The 22,696-nt window shown below is 61.5% G+C and carries 21 protein-coding genes and 1 pseudogene; 11 read left to right on the forward strand and 11 right to left on the reverse strand.

Features of this window, described 5'->3' with window-relative positions:
• Nucleotides 1-205 precede the first annotated feature (205 nt).
• The 6 genes from FH061_RS30415 to FH061_RS11820 all read right to left on the reverse strand — a co-directional run bounded on the left by FH061_RS30415 (nucleotide 206) and on the right by FH061_RS11820 (nucleotide 5,207).
• Entirely contained in the window at nucleotides 206-367 is a 162-nt protein-coding gene (locus tag FH061_RS30415) for a hypothetical protein (RefSeq protein WP_192805025.1), read from the reverse strand.
• The gene (locus tag FH061_RS11800) at nucleotides 364-1,338 is read right to left on the reverse strand and encodes a quinone oxidoreductase family protein (protein WP_151636016.1); all 975 of its coding nucleotides are present in this window, start codon (nucleotides 1,336-1,338) and stop codon (nucleotides 364-366) included. Before FH061_RS11800 ends, FH061_RS30415 begins: the two co-directional genes overlap by 4 nt.
• A 16-nt stretch (nucleotides 1,339-1,354) precedes the next feature.
• Complete coding sequence (locus tag FH061_RS11805) at nucleotides 1,355-1,750, reverse strand: methylglyoxal synthase (protein ID WP_151636017.1); 396 nt, start codon at nucleotides 1,748-1,750, stop codon at nucleotides 1,355-1,357.
• 63 nt (nucleotides 1,751-1,813) lie between these two features.
• A complete protein-coding gene (locus tag FH061_RS11810) occupies nucleotides 1,814-2,593 on the reverse strand; it encodes an SDR family oxidoreductase (protein WP_151636018.1) in 780 nt (259 codons plus the stop codon).
• A gap of 9 nt (nucleotides 2,594-2,602) precedes the next feature.
• On the reverse strand, nucleotides 2,603-3,514 hold the full coding sequence (locus tag FH061_RS11815) for a DMT family transporter (protein WP_151636019.1): 912 nt from the start codon (nucleotides 3,512-3,514) through the stop codon (nucleotides 2,603-2,605).
• A 112-nt stretch (nucleotides 3,515-3,626) separates the two neighbouring features.
• Nucleotides 3,627-5,207, reverse strand: a complete 1,581-nt coding sequence (locus FH061_RS11820; RefSeq protein WP_151636020.1) for a helicase HerA-like C-terminal domain-containing protein — start codon at nucleotides 5,205-5,207, stop codon at nucleotides 3,627-3,629.
• 202 nt (nucleotides 5,208-5,409) lie between these two features.
• On the opposite strand from FH061_RS11820, the gene FH061_RS11825 reads away from it, so the two are divergent.
• The 11 genes and pseudogenes from FH061_RS11825 (at nucleotide 5,410) to FH061_RS11870 (ending at nucleotide 17,251) form a co-directional block, all read left to right on the forward strand.
• Nucleotides 5,410-6,135 carry a YebC/PmpR family DNA-binding transcriptional regulator gene (locus FH061_RS11825; RefSeq protein ID WP_151636021.1) on the forward strand — a complete coding sequence of 242 codons (726 nt, stop codon included), beginning with the start codon at nucleotides 5,410-5,412 and terminating at the stop codon, nucleotides 6,133-6,135.
• A gap of 165 nt (nucleotides 6,136-6,300) precedes the next feature.
• Nucleotides 6,301-7,575: a phosphoribosylamine--glycine ligase gene (gene purD, locus FH061_RS11830; RefSeq protein ID WP_151636022.1), complete on the forward strand. Its 1,275-nt coding sequence runs from the start codon at nucleotides 6,301-6,303 to the stop codon at nucleotides 7,573-7,575.
• Nucleotides 7,576-7,791: 216 nt separating this feature from the next.
• The gene (hemF, locus tag FH061_RS11835; RefSeq protein ID WP_151636023.1) at nucleotides 7,792-8,718 is read left to right on the forward strand and encodes an oxygen-dependent coproporphyrinogen oxidase; all 927 of its coding nucleotides are present in this window, start codon (nucleotides 7,792-7,794) and stop codon (nucleotides 8,716-8,718) included.
• Nucleotides 8,709-9,359: a nicotinate-nucleotide adenylyltransferase gene (locus FH061_RS11840; protein ID WP_151636024.1), complete on the forward strand. Its 651-nt coding sequence runs from the start codon at nucleotides 8,709-8,711 to the stop codon at nucleotides 9,357-9,359. Before hemF ends, FH061_RS11840 begins: the two co-directional genes overlap by 10 nt.
• Nucleotides 9,359-9,997 (forward strand): ribosome silencing factor, encoded by a 639-nt coding sequence (gene rsfS, locus FH061_RS11845; protein ID WP_151636025.1) that lies wholly within the window; start codon nucleotides 9,359-9,361, stop codon nucleotides 9,995-9,997. The genes FH061_RS11840 and rsfS overlap by 1 nt, the downstream gene beginning before the upstream one ends.
• A 6-nt stretch (nucleotides 9,998-10,003) precedes the next feature.
• Nucleotides 10,004-10,474, forward strand: a complete 471-nt coding sequence (gene rlmH, locus FH061_RS11850; protein WP_151636026.1) for a 23S rRNA (pseudouridine(1915)-N(3))-methyltransferase RlmH — start codon at nucleotides 10,004-10,006, stop codon at nucleotides 10,472-10,474.
• Between the two features lie 12 nt (nucleotides 10,475-10,486).
• Nucleotides 10,487-11,107 (forward strand): Maf family protein, encoded by a 621-nt coding sequence (locus tag FH061_RS11855; RefSeq protein ID WP_151636027.1) that lies wholly within the window; start codon nucleotides 10,487-10,489, stop codon nucleotides 11,105-11,107.
• The gene (gene rng, locus FH061_RS11860; RefSeq protein ID WP_151636028.1) at nucleotides 11,104-12,567 is read left to right on the forward strand and encodes a ribonuclease G; all 1,464 of its coding nucleotides are present in this window, start codon (nucleotides 11,104-11,106) and stop codon (nucleotides 12,565-12,567) included. Before FH061_RS11855 ends, rng begins: the two co-directional genes overlap by 4 nt.
• A 332-nt stretch (nucleotides 12,568-12,899) precedes the next feature.
• Nucleotides 12,900-13,140: pseudogene (locus FH061_RS31980) on the forward strand (IS30 family transposase); the annotation flags it as partial.
• Nucleotides 13,141-13,578: 438 nt separating this feature from the next.
• Nucleotides 13,579-13,929, forward strand: coding sequence for a hypothetical protein (locus FH061_RS11865; RefSeq protein WP_151636029.1), 351 nt, complete (start codon nucleotides 13,579-13,581; stop codon nucleotides 13,927-13,929).
• Nucleotides 13,930-14,878: 949 nt separating this feature from the next.
• Complete coding sequence (locus FH061_RS11870; protein ID WP_192805026.1) at nucleotides 14,879-17,251, forward strand: ankyrin repeat domain-containing protein; 2,373 nt, start codon at nucleotides 14,879-14,881, stop codon at nucleotides 17,249-17,251.
• Nucleotides 17,252-17,764: 513 nt separating this feature from the next.
• Here FH061_RS11870 and FH061_RS11875 read toward each other — a convergent pair.
• The 5 genes from FH061_RS11875 to FH061_RS11895 form a co-directional block, all read right to left on the reverse strand.
• A complete protein-coding gene (locus tag FH061_RS11875) occupies nucleotides 17,765-19,216 on the reverse strand; it encodes an aldehyde dehydrogenase (protein ID WP_151636031.1) in 1,452 nt (483 codons plus the stop codon).
• An 86-nt stretch (nucleotides 19,217-19,302) separates the two neighbouring features.
• Nucleotides 19,303-20,031 carry an ABC transporter ATP-binding protein gene (locus FH061_RS11880; protein WP_225984617.1) on the reverse strand — a complete coding sequence of 243 codons (729 nt, stop codon included), beginning with the start codon at nucleotides 20,029-20,031 and terminating at the stop codon, nucleotides 19,303-19,305.
• Between the two features lie 8 nt (nucleotides 20,032-20,039).
• Nucleotides 20,040-20,777 (reverse strand): ABC transporter ATP-binding protein, encoded by a 738-nt coding sequence (locus FH061_RS11885; protein WP_151636032.1) that lies wholly within the window; start codon nucleotides 20,775-20,777, stop codon nucleotides 20,040-20,042.
• Nucleotides 20,774-21,703 carry a branched-chain amino acid ABC transporter permease gene (locus tag FH061_RS11890; protein WP_225984618.1) on the reverse strand — a complete coding sequence of 310 codons (930 nt, stop codon included), beginning with the start codon at nucleotides 21,701-21,703 and terminating at the stop codon, nucleotides 20,774-20,776. Before FH061_RS11890 ends, FH061_RS11885 begins: the two co-directional genes overlap by 4 nt.
• Nucleotides 21,704-21,711: 8 nt before the next feature.
• Complete coding sequence (locus tag FH061_RS11895; RefSeq protein WP_151636034.1) at nucleotides 21,712-22,587, reverse strand: branched-chain amino acid ABC transporter permease; 876 nt, start codon at nucleotides 22,585-22,587, stop codon at nucleotides 21,712-21,714.
• Between the last annotated feature and the right edge of the window lie 109 nt (nucleotides 22,588-22,696).

Genomic DNA, 22,696 nt, shown 5'->3' on the forward strand with positions numbered 1-22,696 from the left:
TCTGCTCTCCCGCAGCGGGGAGGCAGCAGTGAGGAAGAATGCCTGGAGCCTGGGATGCCTTGCCAATACCATCATCCCCAGCCCTTGCCCTTCTCCCGCCTGCGGAAGAAAGGAGCTTGTGCAGGCACGTTTGCTCTTGCTTTTTTTGCAGATCTTCCGGGCTCGGCCAGGGAATGAGGCAAACATGACCGGTGTCCAGCGCGTTCTACGAATACAACGCCTCCGACCCGATCGTGATCGCCACGATCAGCAGCACCGCCCCCACCAGCACCAGCAGCAGCCTGCCGAACTTCGGCGAGCCCTCGCTGCCGCTGGGCTGTTCCGGCGGATGATCCATCGGATTCCTGTCAGGCTGGTCCGGCATCATGGCAGCAGGATGGTGGAGCCGGTGGTCTTGCGCGATTCCAGATCACGGTGCGCCTGCGCAACATCCTTCAATGCATAGCGCTGGTTGATATCGATCTTGATCTTGTGGGTATCGACCATGGCGAACAGTTCGGCGGCCATGTTCTCCAGGTCTTCGCGCTTGGCGGAGTAGCTGAACAGCGTGGGGCGGGTGATGAACAGCGAACCGCGCGATGCCAGCTCCTGCAGGCCAAACGGCGGCACGGGTCCGGAAGCGCTGCCGAAACTGACCATCATGCCCAGCGGCGCCAGGCAGTCGAGCGAGCCGATGAAGGTATCCTTGCCGATCGAGTCGTACACCACCGGCACGCCCTTGCCGTTGGTAATCTCCTTGACGCGCTCGACGAAGTTTTCGGTGTTGTAGTTGATGGTATGGGTGCAGCCGTGGGCCTTTGCCAGCGCGGCCTTTTCATCGGAGCCGACAGTACCGATCATGGTCACGCCGAGCGCCCTCGCCCATTGGCAGGCAATCAGCCCGACGCCGCCGGCGGCGGCATGGAACAGGATGGTTTCGCCGCCGCGCAGCGGGAAGGTGCGGCGGAACAGGTATTGCACGGTAAGGCCTTGCAGCATCATCGCGGCGCCGGTCTCGAAATCGATGGATTTCGGCAATTTCACCAGCCCTGCCGCCGGCATGACGCGCGCTTCGGCATAGGCGCCCGGCGGACGGGTCGCATAGGCGACGCGGTCGCCTTCCTTCAGATGCGTGACGCCCTCGCCGACCGCTTCGACCGTGCCCGCGCCTTCCATGCCGAGGCCGGCCGGCAGCGGCTGCGGATAGGCGCCGGTGCGGAAATACACGTCGATATAGTTGAGGCCGATGGCGGCGTGCCGCACCCGGACTTCGCCGGGACCGGGATCGCCTACCTCGACATCGACATACTCCATGACTTCCGGACCGCCGACGGCATTGATGCGAATTGCCTTGACCATGTCATCTCCTGATGAATTAATTGTGATGGTTGTGATGATGATGCGGAACCAGCTGCGCCAGCAGCATTTTTGCAGATGTGACATTCGTTGCGCACGGAATGTTGTGCACGTCGCAGGCGCGCACCAGCGCATTGATGTCGGGTTCATGCGGCTGCGGCGTCATCGGATCGCGCAGGAAGATCACCGCGTCGATCTTGCCTTCCACCAGTTCCGCGCCGATCTGCAGGTCGCCGCCGTAGGGTCCGGAATGCTTGCGCTCGACGTTCAGCCCGACCTCGTCATGCAGCCGCTTGCCGGTGGTGCCGGTGGCGACCAGGATGCACTGGCGCAGCAGGTCGGCATGCTCCGACGCCAGTTCGACCATGTCGTCCTTCTTCTGGTCGTGTGCAATGAGTGCGATGCGCTTTTTCACTGTTTCCTCTTCCAAAGAAGGCAGGCGGCGCCGGGCCGCCCGCTGTGTTGAATCGTTACGCCGTCAGAATGTGCCGGGATAGTTGCCGCCGTCAAGCAGGACATTCTGGCCGGTCATGTAGGCAGCCTGCATGCTGCACAGGAATGCACAAACCGCGCCAAACTCTTCCGCCGTGCCGAAACGCTGCGCCGGGATCTGCTGGATGCGCGCCTGCCTCACTTCATCGACGGTCTTGCCCGCGGCACTGGCCGTCGCGCCGAAATTCTTCTTGAGGCGGTCGGTCTCGAACTGTCCGGGCAGCAGGTTGTTGATGGTCACATTGTTGACCACGGTCTTGCGGGCGATGCCGGCGACGAATCCGGTCAGGCCGGAACGCGCGCCGTTGGACAGGCCGAGAATATCGATCGGCGCCTTGACCGCGCTGGAAGTGATATTGACGATGCGGCCGAAGCGGCGCGCCATCATGCCGTCGACGGTGGCCTTGATGAGTTCGATCGGCGTCAGCATGTTGGCGTCGAGCGCGGCGATCCAGTCTTCCCGGTTCCACTTGCGGAAATCGCCGGGCGGCGGGCCGCCGGCGTTGTTGATCAGGATATCCGGCTCCGGGCATGCCGCGAGCGCCATGGCGCGTCCTTCAGGCGTGGTGATGTCGCAAGTGACTGCATTGACGGTCACGCCGGTGCGCTGCCGGATCTCGGCGGCCGTAGCTTCCAGCACTTCCGCGGTGCGGGCGACGATGGTGACATGCACGCCCTCGCCCGCCAGCGCCTCGGCGCAACCGCGCCCCAGTCCCTTGCTTGCTCCGCATACCAGTGCCTGCTTTCCTGCGATTCCCAAATCCATGTTGCCTCCTTATGCGCGTTTTCTAGAGAGTAAGTAAATGCCGGCCAGCACCAGGGCGGTGCCGGCAAGCTGGATGCCGGTGAGCGGCTCGCCGAGGATCAGCGCGCCGAGAAACAGGGTCGATACCGGGCCGATCATGCCTGCCTGCGATGCGGTTGCCGCACCGATGCGCTCGACCGCCGCCATGGTCAGAAACACCGGCAAGACCGTGCACATGACCGCGTTGAGAACGGACAAGCCATACACTTCGGCGGGCTGCACCAGCATCGATACCGGGCGCAGCAGAAAAAACTGCACGATGCAGGCAGCGCTGGATACGCACATTGCATAGGCCACCAGCCGCATCGAGCCGACCCGGCGCACGATTTCGCCGGACATCAGCAGGTAGACCGCATAACTGACGGCGCTGCCGAGAACGAAGGCACCGCCGAGCGCGATATTGGACCCGCCGGTACGGGCATCGTGCACGAAAACCAGCACCGTACCGAGATAAGCCGTGCCCAGCGCCAGCCATTCAAGGCCGGTGATTTTCTTTTTCAGAAAGAACGTCGAGATCAGCAATACGAAAGACGGCGTGAGAAACAGGATGAGCCGCTCCAGCCCGGCGGAGATGTATTGCAGGCCGAGGAAATCGAGAAAGCTCGACAGGTAATAGCCGATCAGGCCCATGAAAACGATTTGCCCGCGTTCGCGCCCCGTCAGCGACGGCTCGGTCTTGGCCTTCCAGATGGCGATGACCGCGAAGAAGGGCAGCGAACAGATCATGCGGAAGGCAATCAGCGTCACCGCGTCGATATGGTAGCGGTAGAGCAGCTTGGCGACGATGGCCTTGGTGGAAAACAGGACGGCGCCGGTAATGGCGATCGCAAGGCCGGCAAGATAGGCCTTGCGGTCGGGCGCGGAAATGGAGGGCGAAGACATCCCGCGATTTTACGCCGGGCAGGAAAATCTTACTTTTTCGTACTCGCCCGCCGCCGTCATGACTGCAGCCGTCATGGCCGCGGGAGTGACGACGGCCGCCGACAAGCCGTGCTCAGCGCTTGAGAATCGAGCCCAGCACGCCGCGGATGATTTCACGCCCCACCTGGGAGCCTATGCTGCGGGCCGCCGACTTCACCATTGCTTCCACCATGGTGTCCTTGCGGCGGCCGACGCCGCTGCCGCCGAACAGGCCGCCCATCACATCCTTGACCGAGTCGCCGAAGGATGAGCCGCCTTCCTCGGGCTGGCTCTGGGTCTGCGTTTGCGCCTGTGACGGCGCCGAAGCGCGCGGTTCGGCAGCATTGCCGCGTCCGGCGCGGGCCTGCCCAGCCTGCTTGCCCTGCATCTGCGTGGCCACCCGGCCGGTCAGCTTTTCATGGGCCGACTCCCGGTCCACCGGCGTTTCATACACGCCGGCGACAATCGAATTGGCCATGATCTCGGCGCGTTCCTCGTCGGTGATGGGACCGATCTGCGAGGCGGGCGGAATGATGAAGGCCCGCTCCACCACGTTCGGCCGGCCCTTTTCATCGAGGAAGGAGACGAGGGCTTCGCCGACGGCGAGTTCGGTGATGACCTGGGCCGTATCGAGCTTCGGATTCGGACGGAAGGTTTCCGCGGCCGTCTGCACCGCCTTCTGGTCGCGCGGCGTATAGGCGCGCAGCGCATGCTGGACCCGGTTGCCGAGCTGGCCCAGCACCGTATCCGGAATGTCGAGCGGATTCTGCGTCACGAAATAGACGCCGACGCCCTTGGAACGGATCAGGCGCACTACCTGCTCGATCTTCTGCAGCAGCGGCTTGGGCGCTTCGTCGAACAGCAGGTGAGCTTCATCGAAGAAGAACACCAGCTTGGGCTTGTCGAGGTCGCCGACTTCCGGCAGGCGTTCGAACAGTTCGGACAGCATCCACAGCAGGAAGATCGCGTACAGGCGCGGCGCGTTCAGCAGCTTGTCGGCGGCGAGAATGTTGATGACGCCCTTGCCGCGCGCATCGGTCTGCATGAAATCGTCGATGTCGAGCATCGGCTCGCCGAAGAAGCGGTCGCCGCCCTGCTCGTCGATGGCAATCAGGCCGCGCTGGATGGCGCCGATGCTGGCGGCGGAAATATTGCCGTACTCGGTCTTGATTTCGGCCGCGTTGTCGGCCACATGCTGCAGCATCGACCGCAGGTCCTTGATGTCGAGCAGCAGCAACCCGTGGTCGTCGGCCACCTTGAACACCAGCTGCAATACGCCCTGCTGCACGTCGTTCAGGTTCAGCATGCGCGACAGCAACACCGGTCCGAGGTCGGAAATCGTGGCCCGCACCGGATGCCCCTTTTCGCCGAACACGTCCCAGAAAGTCACCGGGCAGGCGTCCCAGGCAGGTTCTTCCAGCTTCAGCAGGTCGAGCCGCTCCTTGATGCGCGGCGTCGGCGCACCCGGCTTGGCCAGCCCGGACAGATCGCCCTTGACGTCGGCCATGAAAACCGGAACGCCGATCTCGGACAATGACTGGGCCAGCGCCTGCAATGTGACTGTCTTGCCGGTGCCGGTAGCGCCGGTGATGCAGCCATGACGATTGGCGAGATTGGGCAGCAAGGCAAGTTCCTGATCCTGGTGCTTGGCGATGACTAGGGGTTTGATTGGCATATTGGCAAGGTCTCTCAGGCAAATTTCACGGAGGTCGGTATGCTAAAATTGTAGATTGCTTTTCGGCTTGGCACTTGGTTATTTTGGCAACGGAGTTGTTCCATGCCAAAGCCGTCCCCGACGGTTTCCAAAGTATCCAGGGCACCCGAAACGCCAAGAGTTCCAAAAGCCTTCCCACGTTCACTTCCAAGAAAGAGTTGTCATGGCTGGACATAGCAAATGGGCCAACATCAAGCATAAGAAAGCCGCCACCGATGCCAAGCGCGGCAAGATCTGGACGCGCCTCATCAAGGAAATCACGGTTGCCGCGCGTCTCGGAGGCGGCGACATCGCCGCCAACCCGCGCCTGCGGCTCGCGGTCGACAAGGCGGCCGATGCCAACATGCCGAAGGACAACGTCAACCGCGCGATCCAGCGCGGCACCGGCGGCCTCGACGGCGCCAACTATGAAGAAATCCGCTATGAAGGCTACGGCATCAACGGTGCCGCGATCATCGTCGACTGCATGACCGACAACCGGGTGCGCACCGTCGCCGAAGTACGCCATGCGTTTTCCAAGTTCGGCGGCAACATGGGCACCGAGGGCTCGGTGGCCTTCCTGTTCAAGCATTGCGGCCAGCTGCTGTTCGCGCCCGGCACCAGCGAGGATGCGCTGATGGAAGCGGCGCTGGAAGCCGGCGCCGAAGACGTGGTCACCGATGACGAAGGCGGCATCGAGGTCCTGACCCCGCCGCATGACTTTTCAGCGGTCAAGGATGCGCTGGAAAAGGCCGGTTTCAAGGCGGAAGTCGCCGAAATCGTGATGAAGCCTGCAACCGAAACGGTCTTCAGCGGCGACGACGCGCTCAAGATGCAGAAACTCCTCGACGCGCTGGAAAACCTGGACGATGTCCAGGAGGTCTATACCAACGCGATCATTGAAGAATAAGCCATTCCGGCAATCGGCAACACCGGGCGGCACCAAGCAACATCAGGCAACACCGGCACGCTTGCAATACAGGCAACACTGTTTCCAAAGCAATCCCCGGGAGCGGCTTCATTGTGGTTCTGATTTCAGAAGTCCGCTCCCTGTCAACAACGTTATTCGATTCTCATGAAAATTCTGGTAGTCGGCTCAGGCGGCCGCGAACATGCCCTGGCTTGGAAACTCGCGCAATCCGAGCGGATTCAAACGGTATACGTGGCTCCCGGTAACGGCGGCACCTCTCTCGATGCGCGTCTGCAAAACGTCGACATCACCGATCCGACATGGCTGGCCCAGTTTGCCATCAAGGAAGGCGTGGCCCTGACCGTGGTCGGGCCGGAAGTCCCGCTGGCGGCCGGCATCGTCAACATTTTCCGCGACCAGGGCCTGAAGATCTTCGGCCCGACGAAGGAAGCGGCGCAGCTGGAAAGCTCCAAGGATTTCGCCAAGGCGTTCATGAAGCGCCACCGCATTCCCACCGCCGACTATCAGACCTTTTCCGATGTGCAGGAAGCCCGCCGCTACATTACGCAGAAGGGCGCCCCCATCGTGATCAAGGCCGACGGCCTGGCCGCCGGCAAGGGCGTGGTGGTGGCGATGAGCGTCGAGGAGGCGCATGCGGCCGTCGACATGATGCTGTCGGATAACAAGCTCGGCGACGCCGGCGCGCGCGTCGTGATCGAGGAGTTCCTGGCCGGCGAGGAAGCCAGCTTCATCGTGATGGTCGATGGCAAGAACGTGCTGCCGCTGGCCACCAGCCAGGATCACAAGCGCCTCAAGGACAATGACGAAGGCCCGAACACCGGCGGCATGGGCGCTTATTCGCCGGCCCCGATCGTGACGCCGTCGCTGCATGCCCGCATCATGCGCGAAATCATCAATCCGACCGTGCTTGGCATGAGCAAGGACGGCATCCCTTTCTCCGGCTTCCTGTACGCCGGCCTGATGATCGACGACAAGGGCAACCCGAAAACCCTGGAATTCAATTGCCGCATGGGCGATCCGGAAACCCAGCCCATCATGGCCAGGCTGAAGACCGACCTGGTGACCGTGATGGAACACGCGGTCAACATCACCCTCGACCAGGTGGAACTGGAATGGGATCGCCGCACCGCCCTCGGCGTGGTGATGGCAGCCGACGGCTACCCGGATGCGCCGCGCAAGGGCGATGCGATTTCCGGCATTCCGGCCGAAACACCGGAATGCGTGACCTTCCATGCCGGCACCACCGTCAAGGATGGCAAGCTCGTCACATCCGGCGGACGCGTGCTGTGCGTGGTCGGCCTCGGGGACAGCGTGAAAATGGCGCAGAAGCATGCCTATGAAACGGTCGACCAGATCCGCTTCGACGGCGCGCAGTTCCGCCGCGATATCGGCTGGCGCGCGCTGAAGCGCCCCGCCTGATTCCGGAAACCCCCGGATCGCATCTTTTGCCGGTCCGCCTGTCGAATCTGCTGGAAGCCTGCCTGAAACTGCCTTGCGTGGCTTCAAGTTGAATCGATCTGCGGCTCCGGCCCGCCGGCGACGGACTTGTTCTCTCCTGTTCCCTTGCCGGCACTGCCGCTGCCGTGACACAAGAAAAATTCCTGCACGGGAAAGCGCAAAGAAAAAACCAGACTCATGAATGCATCCACCACGACTCCCGCCGATGTCAAGACTTACCTGCTCGATCTGCAGGCCCGCATCATTGCCGCCCTCGAAGAGGTTGACGGCAAGTCCTTCCTGACCGATCGCTGGCAGCGCGCCGCCGGCGAAGGACCGATCGCGGGCGGCGGCATTTCCCGCATCCTGGAACAGGGCAATGTGATCGAGCGCGGCGGCGTCGGCTTTTCCCACGTAAGCGGTACGGCCCTGCCGCCGAGCGCGGCGGCGAACCGTCCGGAACTCGCCGGCCGCTCCTGGGAAGCGATGGGCGTGTCGCTGGTGCTGCATCCGCGCAATCCCCATGCGCCGACGGTGCACATGAACGTGCGCTTCTTCATCGCCACCGCCGAGGGCAAGGAGCCTGTCTGGTGGTTCGGCGGCGGCATGGACCTCACGCCCTATTACGGCAACGAAGAGGACGCGCGCCATTTCCACCTGACCTGCCGCGAGGCATTGGCGCCGTTCGGCGGCGACCTGCATCCCCGCTTCAAGAAATGGTGCGACGAGTATTTCCACCTGAAACACCGCAAGGAAGCGCGCGGCGTCGGCGGCATCTTCTTCGATGATTTCCATGAGCTCGGCCTGGACCGCAGCTTTGCCATGATGCAAAGCGTGGGCGACCGCTTCATCGACGCCTACCTGCCCATTCTCAAGCGCCGCAAGGACACGCCCTACGGCGAACGCGAGCGCGACTTCCAGACCTACCGTCGCGGCCGCTATGTCGAATTCAACCTGGTGTTCGATCGCGGCACGCTGTTCGGGCTGCAGTCCGGCGGACGTACCGAATCGATCCTGATGTCGATGCCGCCCGTCGTGACCTGGCGCTACGACTGGTCGCCGGAGCCCGGCACGCCGGAAGCGAAACTGTATTCCGATTTCCTGGTGCCGCGCGAATGGGTGTAAGCCGTTGCATCGCTCTCCTGGGCGGAAGCTTCGATCCGGTTCACAACGGCCATGTCGCCCTTGCGAACTATTTCGTCACGCTGCTCGCACCGGACGAGCTGCGCATTCTTCCGGCGGGCAATCCCTGGCAGAAGCCGCCGCTGAAGGCCAGCGCCGCCCAGCGCATCGACATGCTCAGGCTGGCCTTCGAGCGCCTTGCCGTGCCGGTGGTCATCGACGAGCAGGAAATTCACCGCGAGGGCGTCACCTATACGATAGACACCCTCAAGGCGCTGCGCGCCGAGACCGGGCCGCAGGCATCGATCGCCTTCCTGATCGGCGCCGATCAGCTGCTGCACCTGCGCACCTGGAAGCAGTGGCAGAAGCTTTTTGATTACGCCCATGTCTGTGCGGCTTCGCGGCCGGGCTTCGACATGGCCGCGCTGCCGCCGGAAGTGGCGCGCGAGTTCGGCCGGCGCGGCGCCAGCGCGGAACAGATACGGACCACGCCGCATGGGCTGGGCTTCATTGCCGGCAAGCTTGCCATCGATATTTCAGCCACGCAAATCCGTGGCGCCCTTCAACACGAGCATTCGGTCGGCACGCTGATACCGGGCGGGGTGCTAGACTATATCCAACAACACCACTTATACAAAAGCTAATGGACATTAAAAAACTGCAATCCACCGTGATCGACGCGCTAGAAGATGTCAAGGCGCAAGATATCAAGGTATACGACACCGTCCATCTGACCAGCATGTTCGACCGTCTTGCCATCGCATCCGGCACCTCCAACCGCCAGACCAAGGCGCTGGCCGCCTCGGTGCGCGACAAGGTCAAGGAAAACGGAGGCCAGATCGTCAGCATCGAGGGCGAAGACACCGGCGAATGGGTGCTGGTCGACCTCGGCGACATGGTGGTCCACATCATGCAGCCGGCGATCCGCGACTATTACCGCCTGGAAGAGATCTGGGGCGACAAGGAAGTGAAGTTCGGCGCCGCCAAGCGTATTTCCAAGCGCACCGCCTCGGAGGACGCCAGCGCCGAAGAGGCGCCGAAGCGCCGTCCGCGCGTCGCCGCCGTTGCCGTGACCCAGGCGCTCGACGATGATGACGAGCCGAAGAAGCCGGCACGCAAGTCCCCGGCCAGGAAGACAGCGGCGCCGAAGGCTCCCGCCGGCAAGACCGTCAGGGTTTCCGCATCGAAGACTGCCGCGCCGCGCAAGACGGCAAGCAAGACAGCCAGCAAGACAGCGGCCAAGCCCGCCGTCAAGCGCGCTCCGCGAAAGGCGGCCGAATAAGCCATCATGCAGCTTGTCATTGCCGCAGTCGGCCACAAGATGCCGGGCTGGATCGAGGACGGTTTTCAGGAATACGCCAAGCGCATGCCGCCGGAATGCCGGATCCAGCTTAAGGAGATCAAGCCGGTCGAGCGCTCCGGCAGCAAGACCGCCGAAACCGTGATGGCGCTGGAGCGCGCCAAGATCGAGGCGGCCATCCCCAAGGGCGCCCGCATCATCGCTCTCGATGAGCGCGGCAAGGACCTTACCACCATGCAATTGTCGCAGTTGCTGACGCAGTGGCAACAAGACGGCCGTGATGTTACATTCCTCATAGGCGGCGCCGACGGGCTGGACGCCGGCCTGAAGGCCTCGGCCGACATGCTGGTCAGGATTTCCAGCCTGACCCTGCCGCACGGGATGGTGCGGGTACTGCTTGCGGAACAGCTTTACCGCGCCTGGTCGATCACGCAAAACCATCCTTATCACCGAGTATAGAAAACCAGGTCCATGAAACCGGCAGATACCAAGATTTACCTCGCGTCCAAGAGCCCGCGCCGGCGAGAACTCCTGCGCCAGATCGGCGTCGATTTCGAACTGCTGCTGCTGCGCGATGTCACGCCGCGCGGCCCCGAAGTGAGCGAGGAAGTGCGCACCGGAGAAGCGCCGCTCGATTACGTAACCCGCGTGACCAAGGAAAAAGGCGAATTCGCCACCAAGGTCATGCTGATGCGCCGCCTGCCGATCCGCCCGGTGCTGAGCGCCGACACCACCGTCGTCGTCGACGACCGCATCCTCGGCAAGCCGGCCGACCGCGATGAAGCGGTGGAAATGCTGCGGTCCATGTCCGGACGCACCCACCAGGTCCTGACCAGCGTCGCCCTGCATCACGACGATCAGCACTGGCAGGTGACGCAGGTATCCGAAGTGCGCCTGGCCAAACTTTCCGAAGACCGCATCCGCGCCTACTGCGCGACCACCGAACCCTACGACAAGGCAGGCGCCTACGGCATCCAGGGTCTGGCCTCGGTCTTCATCGAACACATCTCGGGCAGCTATACGGGCATCATGGGGTTGCCGCTGCACGAGACCGCAGAATTATTAAATCAAGCCGGCATACCCGTTTTATGAGCGAAGACATCCTCATCAACATCACCCCACAGGAAACCAGGGTCGCATTGATCCTGCAAGGCGCAGTTCAGGAACTCCATATCGAACGCACATTGTCGCGCGGCATGGCGGGCAATATCTATCTCGGCAAGGTGGTGCGCGTGCTGCCCGGCATGCAGTCGGCCTTCATCGACATCGGCCTCGAGCGCGCGGCCTTCCTGCACGTGGCCGACATCTGGGAAGCGCGGCCGCACGACAATTCCAACACGCCGGCCACGCCGATCGAAAAGCTGCTCTACGACGGCCAGGCAGTGATGGTCCAGGTCATCAAGGACCCGATCGGCACCAAGGGCGCGCGCCTGTCGACGCAGATCTCCATCGCCGGCCGCATGCTGGTCTACCTGCCGCAGGATTCGCACATCGGCATTTCTCAGCGCATCGAAAAGGAATCCGAACGGGAGATGCTCAAGGAAAGGGTGCAGAAGCTGCTGCCGGCCGAGGAAAAGGGCGGCTTCATCATCCGCACCATGGCCGAGGATGCGAGCGAGGCCGACCTGCAGATGGACATCGACTATCTGCGCAAGACCTGGGCCACCATTACGCAACAGGCTCGCACCAAGCCCGCGCCCAGCCTGCTCTACCAGGACCTGAACCTGGCGCAGCGGGTGCTGCGCGACTTCGTCAATGACGATACCTCGACCATCCAGATCGATTCGCGCGAGAACCACCAGATGCTGCAGCAGTTCGGCAAGACCTACACGCCATCGGTCCTGTCCAAGCTGGTGCACTACACCGGCGAGCGACCGCTGTTCGACCTGTACGGCGTCGAGGAGGAAATCCAGCGCGCGCTCGGGCGGCGCGTCGATTTGAAATCGGGCGGCTACCTGATCATCGACCAGACCGAGGCGATGACCACCATCGACGTCAATACCGGCAGCTACGTCAACGGCCGCAACTTCGACGACACCATCTTCAAGACCAACCTGGAAGCCGCGCATGCGATCGCCCGCCAGCTGCGCCTGCGCAACCTGGGCGGCATCATCATCCTCGATTTCATCGACATGGAAAACAGCGAGCATCGCAATGCGGTGCTCAGCGAACTGAACAAGGCCCTGGCGCGCGACCGCACCAAGGTGTCGGTGTCGGGCTTCTCGATGCTCGGACTGGTCGAGATGACGCGCAAGCGCACCCGCGAATCGCTCGCCCACATCCTGTGCGAAGTCTGCCCGGCCTGCTCCGGCAAGGGCCAGGTGAAGACCGCGCGCACCGTCTGCTACGAAATCCTGCGCGAACTGCTGCGCGAAGCCAAGCAGTTCAATCCGCGCGAGTTCCGCATCCTTGCATCGCAGGTGGTGGTCGACATGTTCCTGGAAGAGGAATCCACCCATCTGGCGATGCTGGGCGACTTCATCGGCAAGCCGATTTCGCTGCAGGTGGAGAATGTGTATCACCAGGAGCAGTACGACATTATTCTGATGTAGAAGAATTTATCGGCGGTTCAACCGGTCAGTGCAACAGTTCCAATTTAATGGCACTTTCAGGAAAATTCGATGCCAGGAACTGCTAGGCCGGGATTGTCTGCGCAGCAGAAGAAAGAACTGTGGAATCGCTGGAAGCATGGCCAGCCTTGAAGCGAGATTGGACGGGCGTTTGGCCAACATGCCGGTTCCATTCACGGCGTCCTTTGAGCCAATGGCGGAATTGCCCCAAGAGAGCGGAAGCAGCGTAGAGATGCTCTGACCTTATCTGAACGCGGAGAAATCTCTCGAAGCCAAGCGGTGCAATGGCCACGACCCATGGGGCGGATATCGAGATGCAGGCCTCTCATGAAGCCGTTTACCGAAGTCTCTTCATTCAGGCGCCTGGTTTCCTGAAACGGGAATTGATCTCTCACTTGCGCAGCCGCAGAATGATGCGAAGGGGAAAAATATCAACTACAGAAGGCCAAGCACGGGGGCAAATCATTGATGCGGTCTCCATCCGGGAACGGCCGGCGCATGTAGAGGACCATGCTGTGCCAGGCTATTGGAGATGGCGATCTACTTTCGGGATCGGCGGGCAGGTTCTAGTGCGGTTTCACCCTGACCTGCCTGCTTCAGGACGCCAATGATCTGGCTTCGCGAAAAACGCGACTCCTTCACGCAGAACTTCCTCTTTCCGATTTTGCAAAATTCCCCCTTCAACGCCGCTCGCTTTTCGGAAGAAACTGCCCGACTCGTCACCGATTAATGAATTAAAACGGTCTCGTCGAAAATTCTGAAAGTCGGTGGAATATTTATCGTAGTTTTAATTTATCACTGCACCGGAACTACTTTCCTGCACTCCTCCACTCACCAGAGTGCAGCTTGAAATTATCAATACTGCACTATTTTTAATAAGAGCGTCTATCAAATGACGATGACAAGGCGCGCCGACGAAGACAGTACAGACGTGCGGCAAGCGGCATTGTGATAGACGCTCTAAATATTTTCTACTTTAAGGAGCAAACAGATATGGGAGTTGCAATCAATAGTGGATCAATGGTTTCTGGAAACCCCATTCAAACCGGCGCGGACGACAATCGGGAAAACCTGAAGAAGACTCTGCAGGATCCCAATACCTCCACTCAAGAAACACAGAATGCACTTGGCAAGCTGTACCAGCAGAATGGCATGAAGATTGAGAAAGGTAATGCTTCCGAGGATGAGAAGAATGAGTATCAGCTGATTGACAATCTAAGGTCTGGAAACCTTTCCGGTTCGGATCGTGAGCAATTCAATTCCCAGCTGGGCATCAATGCGGAACGGCTTGCGGAAGTCGAGAAGCAGTTCCAGCGGCCAGAAGTCGGTGTAGGAAGCATTTAATCTTAATTAGCTGTAGTAGCTCCTCTCCGATCTGACAGTTGTTCGAGTTGATATGGGCGATTGTCAGGTCAAGTTCAGATGTTATTGTGGTGATTTATCGCGCCATGCTTCCTTTCCGCCCAACAGAGTTTGCATCGGTGTGCCGCCGTTGCGTACGGCCCGGGCCGGACTAATCCGGATATTCCGGACGGAGCTCGGCGATTCCGCGCCGAAGCACGTTGTTACTGGTTCTCGCGCCAAACACAACCTAAATCGCCGATAACATATCGTACCGTTTGCCCTGCCTCTGAATCGATCGAATGACAAAAGATCGGACGCCGCGTCCTCTCGGCATCGCTTGACGTTGGTAATCAATATTGCTGCCTGCCTCTGTACGTGCTTTGAGGGCAGGATGCGCTCGCCTGCGTGCCGCTCCCGGTACGCTGATCGGCAATGATGAAGGAGAACTGCAGCGCTATTGCCCTGTACTTCACTTCATGCACACGTTTCGCATGACTGCAGGGACGACACCACAGCTACGGGTATGTTCATGACATATCCGGGCCAAAGCTTGCGTAGCCACCCTCCTCCCGCCCCGTCTTTGAATCTGAAGAGCGACGTCGCTGGCCTTCTCAGGACATCATTCTTTATCCGGTGCCTCACTGCGGCCGGTCTCTTCCATGTTGGCCGGAGCGCAGTCCTGGCACGCTGCAGACTAAGCAGCCATCGCGCCGCTCACCGGAAATGGTTCATGGCAGGGTTATTTTCCCGGTACAGACATCGCTTGAAGCGTGTCCATGAATGCACCCGCTGGCGTCATTCATGAAGCCGCGATACCGACCAATATTCAATGGAACCAAAAGCATCAAGCTGGCACTCACGTTGACGCTTATTCCAGACCGTGGCGCGCCATGAGTGAACTTTCACTTGGTGGTGCCGACGCATCGCGTACTTATTCAATACAGATCCCATGAAAATTCCCAGCACAAACATTCATTTCTATCTAAAGAATGCAAATAATGAGCCTAAGACGCAGACACCGAGCTACGCCAATGTGATCGAGCACAATTTGCAGCAGCCTAATAAGGCAAGCTGCATTGCAAAAACAAGATGGAATGTAGGATTCGGCGTGTTTACGAAAAATGTGCCGATGCCCTCCCCAACCGTCAGAGCCATTGACAGGTTGAAGTTTCCGCAGGCCGGCGATATGGCAAGCCGCGTGAACGGAATCCTACTTTTGGCAGAGCGGGAACCCGATCCGGCTTCTCCAAGCAGAGCGCATGATCGCGGCACGATACTTCATGTGGCAGCCGCGGCTTACCGCAATCCAGTGCAGCCCACGGGACTGATGTCCGGCCTGCTAGGACTTAACAGGTTCCCAGTCGATGCACAGGACAAGTACCAGCAAACCGCATTGCATGTGGCAGCGAAACTGGGTGCGGCCGAGGCAGTTACAGCATTGGTGGGCCTCGATACCCACTATACTTTTCTTGACCTGAGAGACAGTTTAGGAAAAACCGCGTTCGAGCTAGCCCTCGCCACCGGTGCGGCAGGCAGTGCGGCAAGGGAGGCCTTTTACGCTCTTCCAGGTGGTCTTTATGATGCATGGAAACCGACCCAAGTCAGGACAATGCTGCAGGGACCTAATCCGCATCCCAATCAGTTGCAGTTCCAGTTAAACGCAAGGCAGTTCGATGTGAACTACCGGTTTCCAGACGCTGCCGGCGACACGCTTTTCCATATCGCCGCCAAACAGTATGACATTGCCAGCGGAAATCAATCTCCGGGAGGATTGATCCGTGCCATATTGGAACACCCCGGCGTTGATCCAAATGTCCGCAACAACGCCGGTGAGACGGCGCTGCATTGTGCCGCGAAAACCGGTTCTGAAGCCGCAATAATGGAAATCCTGCTGAACGAGCGCGCGCGCGCTGTCCTTCAAGCCGTGGACAACACCGGAAAATCAGTACTTCATTGCGCCGCGGGCGCAAACGCTCCTGGCGCCTTGAACCGGCTGCTTACAGTTCCAGAGCTTACCCCTTTACTTCGTGCTCAAGACGGCGAAGGCAGGACGCCGCTTCATTATGCCGCCATGGCCGCAAGCGAGGCCTGTGCCCGTAGTTTGCTCGCGCGTCCAGATATCGGTCTCACCGTCACAGATTCCGCAGGCAGAATGGCGGTTCACTATGCAGCGGCATCTCCGAACGGCGCCGCCTTTGGCGCCTTCGAAAGATTTCCGGAAAAAGTTGACTTCAATGCGCAAGACGGCCACCGAATGACTCCGCTTCACCATGCCATGCGAACAGGCAGTCTGGATGCCGTAGTCGGCTTGCTGACCCATGGGGAAAACAGCCTTCCGGCGCTGGACGTTAACGGCATGCGCCCGCTTGACCATGCGCTGCATTCCAACCGTGCCGATGTTCTCGACGCCGCAACCGTAAACAGGAAAGGGTGGGATGCGCTGAATTCGATCGACCAGAACGGGAGGACACTGCTTCACCGTGCGGCGATGTACGAAGGCACTTCGCCGGAAGTCTGGGGAATATTGTTGAAGCATCTGAAGCCGAAACTCAGCATCAATGACAAGACCGGTCGAACGGCTCTGTATTACGCTGCGGTTTCCCCGAACGCAACTCACATCGATAGCATGCTGAACAATGCGCAGTTTTCTCTCAATACCCGGGACTATGAGGGAAGAACGATATTGCATCACGCAGCGCAGTCGGGACATTCGGCTGTTGTAGAAAGATTGTTGCTGGATGAAACGATCGACATTTTCTTAAAAGACCATCAGGGCCGTACAGCATACGATCTGGCGCTCCTTAGACGAGATGTGGATGCCTCCTTAATTGTCAATTTGCTTTTTGGTGAGGAAAAGCGTCGTCCCCACCAATCGAGGCCGTCTGGACCTTCCGGGCCCAGCTATGGGGCTGGGCGACCGCAGCCACAGCCGACGGCGTCAGGGAGCGGAGCTGGTCCTTCCACCAGTGCTGGAGGGCCTCGGCCGCAAAGCCCGATTTCGTCCGAGGCAGACTTTAAGGACGCTACGTGGTGGGAAGCTAATGAGGGCGCAAAAGCCTTGGGTTTTCAACCGGGTCAGGTAGTAACTGCGGCTGCGGCCAGGAAAACGGCCATGAAAATATTTACGGAAAACCATCCAGATAAGAACCTTGGAGCTTCGGAAGAACAAAAAGCCACTCGCCTCGAAACAACCCAGAAAGCAGCGGCTGCAAAGACCACCATTGAGCAATACCTGGGACAATGGCAAACGCAACTGGACGCCGACCACAAAGAACAAGGTAGATCTGGCATTCCACCTGAGGCAAGTTTCGTCGTCGAATAGCCCGCAAGGTAAGTCACCTGAACTCGGAACAAGCTGCATCAGGACCACGCTTGCGGCCGAGGCCAACCACAAGCGTGACTTACGCGATGCCAGGTAGCAGGAGGTGTGCACTCCTTCAAACTGACAAGCAACGCGCCTCGGGACCGATGCCGCGCATATCATGCCCGGCGCCTGGCCTGATGCAGGTTCTTCAATTCATTGAACACGGCTTTCGCCAGAGCACGCCGCCGCGCAAGAGCTTGAACGAACGGCACCCTCTGCGCCGGCCTCCTGTTTTTGCGGATATTGGTATTGCACCCCAACGGCTACGCTTGCGAACGCTCGACCAGCCATTGCGCAATATAGTAACGGTCCGACTGGAACTGGCCGAACAGCCGGCGGCGCCCAAAGGCGCGTGGCTTGTCTTCATCGGCATTGCCGGCCGCAATCTCCCTGCCCGACAGTTCGCCGCCGTAATTGACGGCGAAGCGGCCGACGGCAGGCCGCCCGCAATCATGATATGCAACAAAGCAATCAGAACGGATAGTGCCTTGCCGTCGTCTGCAGCGTCATCCAGCGCAGTTCGGTGAACTCGGCAACGCCGGCCTTGCCGCCAAAGCGGCCCATGCCGCTGCCCTTGACGCCGCCGAACGGCATCTGCGCCTCGTCATGCACGGTGGGGCCGTTGACATGGCAGATGCCCGATTCGATGCGCTTGGCGACGTTCATCGCGCGGGCGATGTCGTTGCCGAACACCGCCGACGACAGGCCGAATTCATTGTCGTTGGCGCAGGCCACCGCTTCCTCCACGCCGTCGACGCGCACGATGCCCTTGACCGGGCCGAAGGATTCCTCATGGTAGATCTTCATGTCGGGCGTGACGTGGTCGAGCAGCGTGGCGGGCATCAGGGTGGAATCGGCGCGTCCGCCGCAGAGCAGCTTCGCGCCTTTCGCCAGCGCGTCATCGATGAGTTCGTTGCAGCGGTGCACGGTGCTCATGTCGACCACCGAACCCAGCACCACCGGCCCCTTGCGCGGGTCGCCCAGCGGCAGCTGGCTTGCCTTGGCGGCGAGACGCTCGGCGAAGATGTCGGCGATCTTGCTGTCGACGATGATGCGTTCGGTGGACATGCAGATCTGGCCGGAGTTGGCGAAGGAGCCGAACGCGGCCGCATTGACCGCGGCATTGATGTCGGCATCGTCGAGCACGATGAACGGCGCCTTGCCGCCGAGTTCGAGCACGGCCGGCTTCAGGTACTTGGCGCAGTAGGCGGCGATGATCTTGCCCACGCGGGTGGAACCGGTGAAGTTGACGCGGCGCACCGCGGGATGGGCCACCATCGCCTCCACGACGGCGGCCGCGTCCTGCGGCGCGTTAGTGACGAAATTGACGACGCCGGGCGGCAGGCCGGCTTCCTGCATGGCTTCGATGATCAGGCCATGGGTGGCGGGGCAGAGCTCGGAGCCCTTCAGCACCACCGTGTTGCCGCAGGCGAGCGGCATGGCGATGGCGCGCACGCCGAGGATCACCGGCGCGTTCCACGGCGCCATGCCCAATACCACGCCGGCCGGCTGGCGCACGCCCATGGCGAGGCTGCCGGGCACGTCGGAGGGAATGATTTCGCCGCTGATCTGCGTCGTCATTGACGCGGCTTCGAGCAGCATGCCGGCGGCGAGATGCACATTGAAGCCCGACCACATGGCCGAGCCGCCGGTCTCCGCGGCGACCGCCGCGGCAAATGCCTCGCCCTTGGCTTCCAGCGCATGGGCGGCTTTCATCAGGAGAGCACGGCGTTCGCCCGGGCCCATCGCGGCCCAGGCGGGAAAGGCTTTCGCCGCCGCGTCGACCGCGGCGAGCGCATCCTCGGCGGAGGCAGCCGGCGCGGTGGTGGCGACGCTGCCGTCGAGCGGATTGCGGCGTTCGAATGTCGCGCCGTTGCGGGCTTGTACGCGTTCGCCATTGATCAGCATGGAGATAGTGCTCATATCGGTTCCCAATCTGGTTGATTTGTGATTGATGTCCGGACAGCCGGGCCGGCGCATGCAGGCGCGGCTTGCCGGTCTGGTGTTATCTACATCCCGAGATACGACTTCCTGATGCGTTCGCCCTGGAGCAGCTCCTGCCCCGAGCCTTCGGCCACGACCTGCCCCTGTTCCAGGATGTAGGCGTGATCGCAGACCGACAGGGCCTGGCGCACGTTCTGTTCCACCAGCAGCACGCCGGTGCCCTGGTCGCAGATCTGCCGCAGGATGCGGAACAGTTCGGCAACCATCTTCGGCGCCAGGCCGAGCGAGGGTTCATCGAGCAGCATGCACCTGGGCTTGCCCATCATCGCACGGCCCACCGCCACCATCTGCTGTTCGCCGCCGCTCATGGTGCCGGCCAGCTGCTGGCGCCGTTCGGCCAGGCGCGGAAACAGCGCCAGCACTTCGGCCATCAGCCGGCGGCGCTCGGCGGCGGGCAGCAGATAGCCGCCGAGCTCGAGGTTTTCCTCGACCGTCATCTGCGTGAACAGGTGGCGTCCTTCCGGCACCAGCACCAGTCCGTTGGAAACCCGCTTCGATACATTGAAGGACTCCACCGGGTTGCCCGCGAGCGCCACACCGCCCTGCCCCAGCGGCAGGATGCCCGACAGCGCGCGCATCAGCGTGGTCTTGCCGGCGCCGTTCGGGCCGACGATCACCGTCAGCTGGCCTTGCAGCACGCGGACGTTGATGTTGCGGATGATTTCCAGCGGGCCGTAACCCGCCGACAGGCGTTTTGCTTCGAGCAGTACACTCATGGCATTCATCTCACTCATCGCTGCGCTCATTCGGCCACCTCGTCGCCGAGATAGGCACTGATGACTTTGGGATTGGCGGCGATCTCGGCCGGCGTGCCGTCGGCCAGCAGCTGGCCGAAGTTGAGCACGGCGACGCGGTCCACCGTTTTCATCAGGGTGCGCACCGCATGTTCGATCCATACAACGGTGAGGCCGTAAGTGTCGCGCAGGCGGGCGATCAGCCGGGCGACATCTTCGACCTCGCCTTCGGTCAGGCCGGCCGCCACTTCATCGAGCAGCAGCAGGCGCGGCGCGGTGGCCAGGGCCATCGCGATTTCCAGCTGGCGCTGGCGGGCCGGCGGCAATGCGCCGGCGATCTCGCCGCGCAAGCCGTCCAGGTGGGTTTCATCGATGACCTTGTCGATCAGCGATGCATCGCCGCCCTGCCTGCCACCCTGGTTTCCGAACAAGAAAGCGAAGCGCACATTGTCCAGCACCGTCATGTCGCCGAAGATGCGCGGCGTCTGGAAGGTGCGCGCGACGCCGGCGCGGCAGAAGGCATCCGGGCTCTGGCCCCGCAGCTCGCGGCCATCAATGCGCACCGTGCCGGACGTGGGCACGTGCACGCCGCTGATGGCATGGAAGAATGTCGTCTTGCCGGCGCCGTTGGGGCCGATGACGCCGACGAATTCGCCCTTCCTCACTTCCATCGTCACGTCGGACAGCGCCTTCAGGCCGCCGAACTGCATGCCGAGTCCCTGCACCGAGAGCATTGCGGTACTCATGCCGCCTCCTTCTGGCCGGCGACGAGGCCGCCGCCCTGTCTGCCGAAAAGTTTTTTCCATTGAATGCTGGCGATGCCGCCGGGGATGAACAGCACGCATACGATCAGCAGCACGCCGAGGATGATCAGGTAGGCATGCGGGAAGTTCAGGCGCAGCGCATCCGACAGCAGGCTCAGGCCGATGGCGGCGATCACCGGTCCGCGCCAGGTGGTGGCGCCGCCGATCATGGCGATCAGCACGGTCTGGAAACCGATCAGCGGGCTGAAGGCGGAGTGCGGATCGATATAGGTCCAGCGCACCGCCATGGCAGCGCCGACCGCGCCGGCGAACCAGGCGCTGAGGGCGAAGCCGATCAGCTTGGTGGCGCGCGTGTTCACGCCGAAGGTGGCGGCGCGCTGCTCGTCGGCGCCGATGCCGCGCATCGCCATGCCGAGCCGGGACACGGAGACCAGCTTGTAGGTGACGATGGCCAGCAGCGCCAGCACCAGCATGGTCCAGTACAGGGTTTCATTGGACGGCACTTCGGTGAGGACGCGGCCGACGGTGCCGAACACGCTCTTCTCTGTGTAGGTGATGGAGTGGCGCACCAGTTCGCCGAGGCCGAAGGTCAGCACCGCGAAATAGGTGCCGCGCAGGTGCATCACCGCCGAGCCGACCAGCAGGGCGAACAGCGCCGACACCAGGCCGCCGCCGGCGATCAGCAGCGGCCACGGCAGGTGCTGCATCGCCATTGCGGTGGTGTAGGTGCCGAGGCCGAACAGGGCCGAGGTGGCGAGGGACAAGTAGCGGGTGGTGCCGCTGAACATGGCCCAGCTCACCGCCAGCGCGGAATACATCATGCAGGTCATCGCCAGCGACAGCCAGAAGTCGGAGAAGACCCAGGGGCCGGCGGCCAGGACGACGCCCGCGACAGCCAGAAGGCTCATGAATTTTTTCATTTTGCGAACAGGCCTTTCGGTCGGGTCATCAGGATCAGCACGAAGATGCCGTAGCTCAGCAACATCTTCAGCGAAGGATTGGTGAAGTGGGTGCCGAAGCTTTCCACCAGGCCGAGCAGGATGGCGGCGGCGAAGCTGCCGCCGATGCTGCCGAGCCCGCCCAGCGTGATGACGATCAGCGCCATGACGGTATAGGTCTCGCCGATGTTGGGCGACACTTCATAGATCATGCTCAGGAGCGAGCCGGCGAGGCCGGCCATGGCGATGCCGAGCGCGAACACGAACGGATGCAGGCGCTGGGTGTCGATGCCGACCAGCCAGGCGCCGAGCGGCGACTGCAGCATGCCGCGCACCGCCTTGCCGAGCAGCGTGCGCTGCAGCAGCAGGATCAGTCCCACGCTCGCCGCCACCGCCAGGAACAGCACCAGCAGCCGGTTCTGCGTCACCACCACGCCGGCATACTTGACCGGCTCGCTCATGAAGTCGTAGCCGCGGATGTCGGCGCCCCAGATCAGGTTGGCGGCATTCTGCAGGATGAACATCAGGCCGAAGCCGATGATCAGGCTGCGCTCCTCCACCTGGTCGAGCGACTTCGACGTCGCGGTGAGGCGCCTGAACACCAGCCGGTGCAGCACCAGCCCGCCGCCGAAGCACAGGGCCACGACCACCGGCAGCCACAGCAGCGGACTGGCGCCAGTGACGGTGTGCAGGGTGAAGGTAAGGAATGCGCCGATCATCAGGAACTCGCCATGGGCGATGTTGAGGATGCGCATGAGGCCGTACTGCAGGTTCAGGCCGATGGCGATGACGGCATAAATGCCGCCGATCACCAGGCCGTTCACCGCCAGGTCGGCAAGCAGGGAAAGATCCATTTTTATACTCGGTGAAGGCTGTGGGCAGCCGCAGCCGGTGGCTGCGGCGCGCTGCAGTGAACTGCTATCAGCGGCGATCAGTTACGATCAGCTGCAATCGGCCGGAGGC

Source organism: Noviherbaspirillum aerium, from assembly GCF_008929045.1.
GTDB classification, from domain to species: Bacteria; Pseudomonadota; Gammaproteobacteria; order Burkholderiales; family Burkholderiaceae_D; genus Noviherbaspirillum; species Noviherbaspirillum aerium.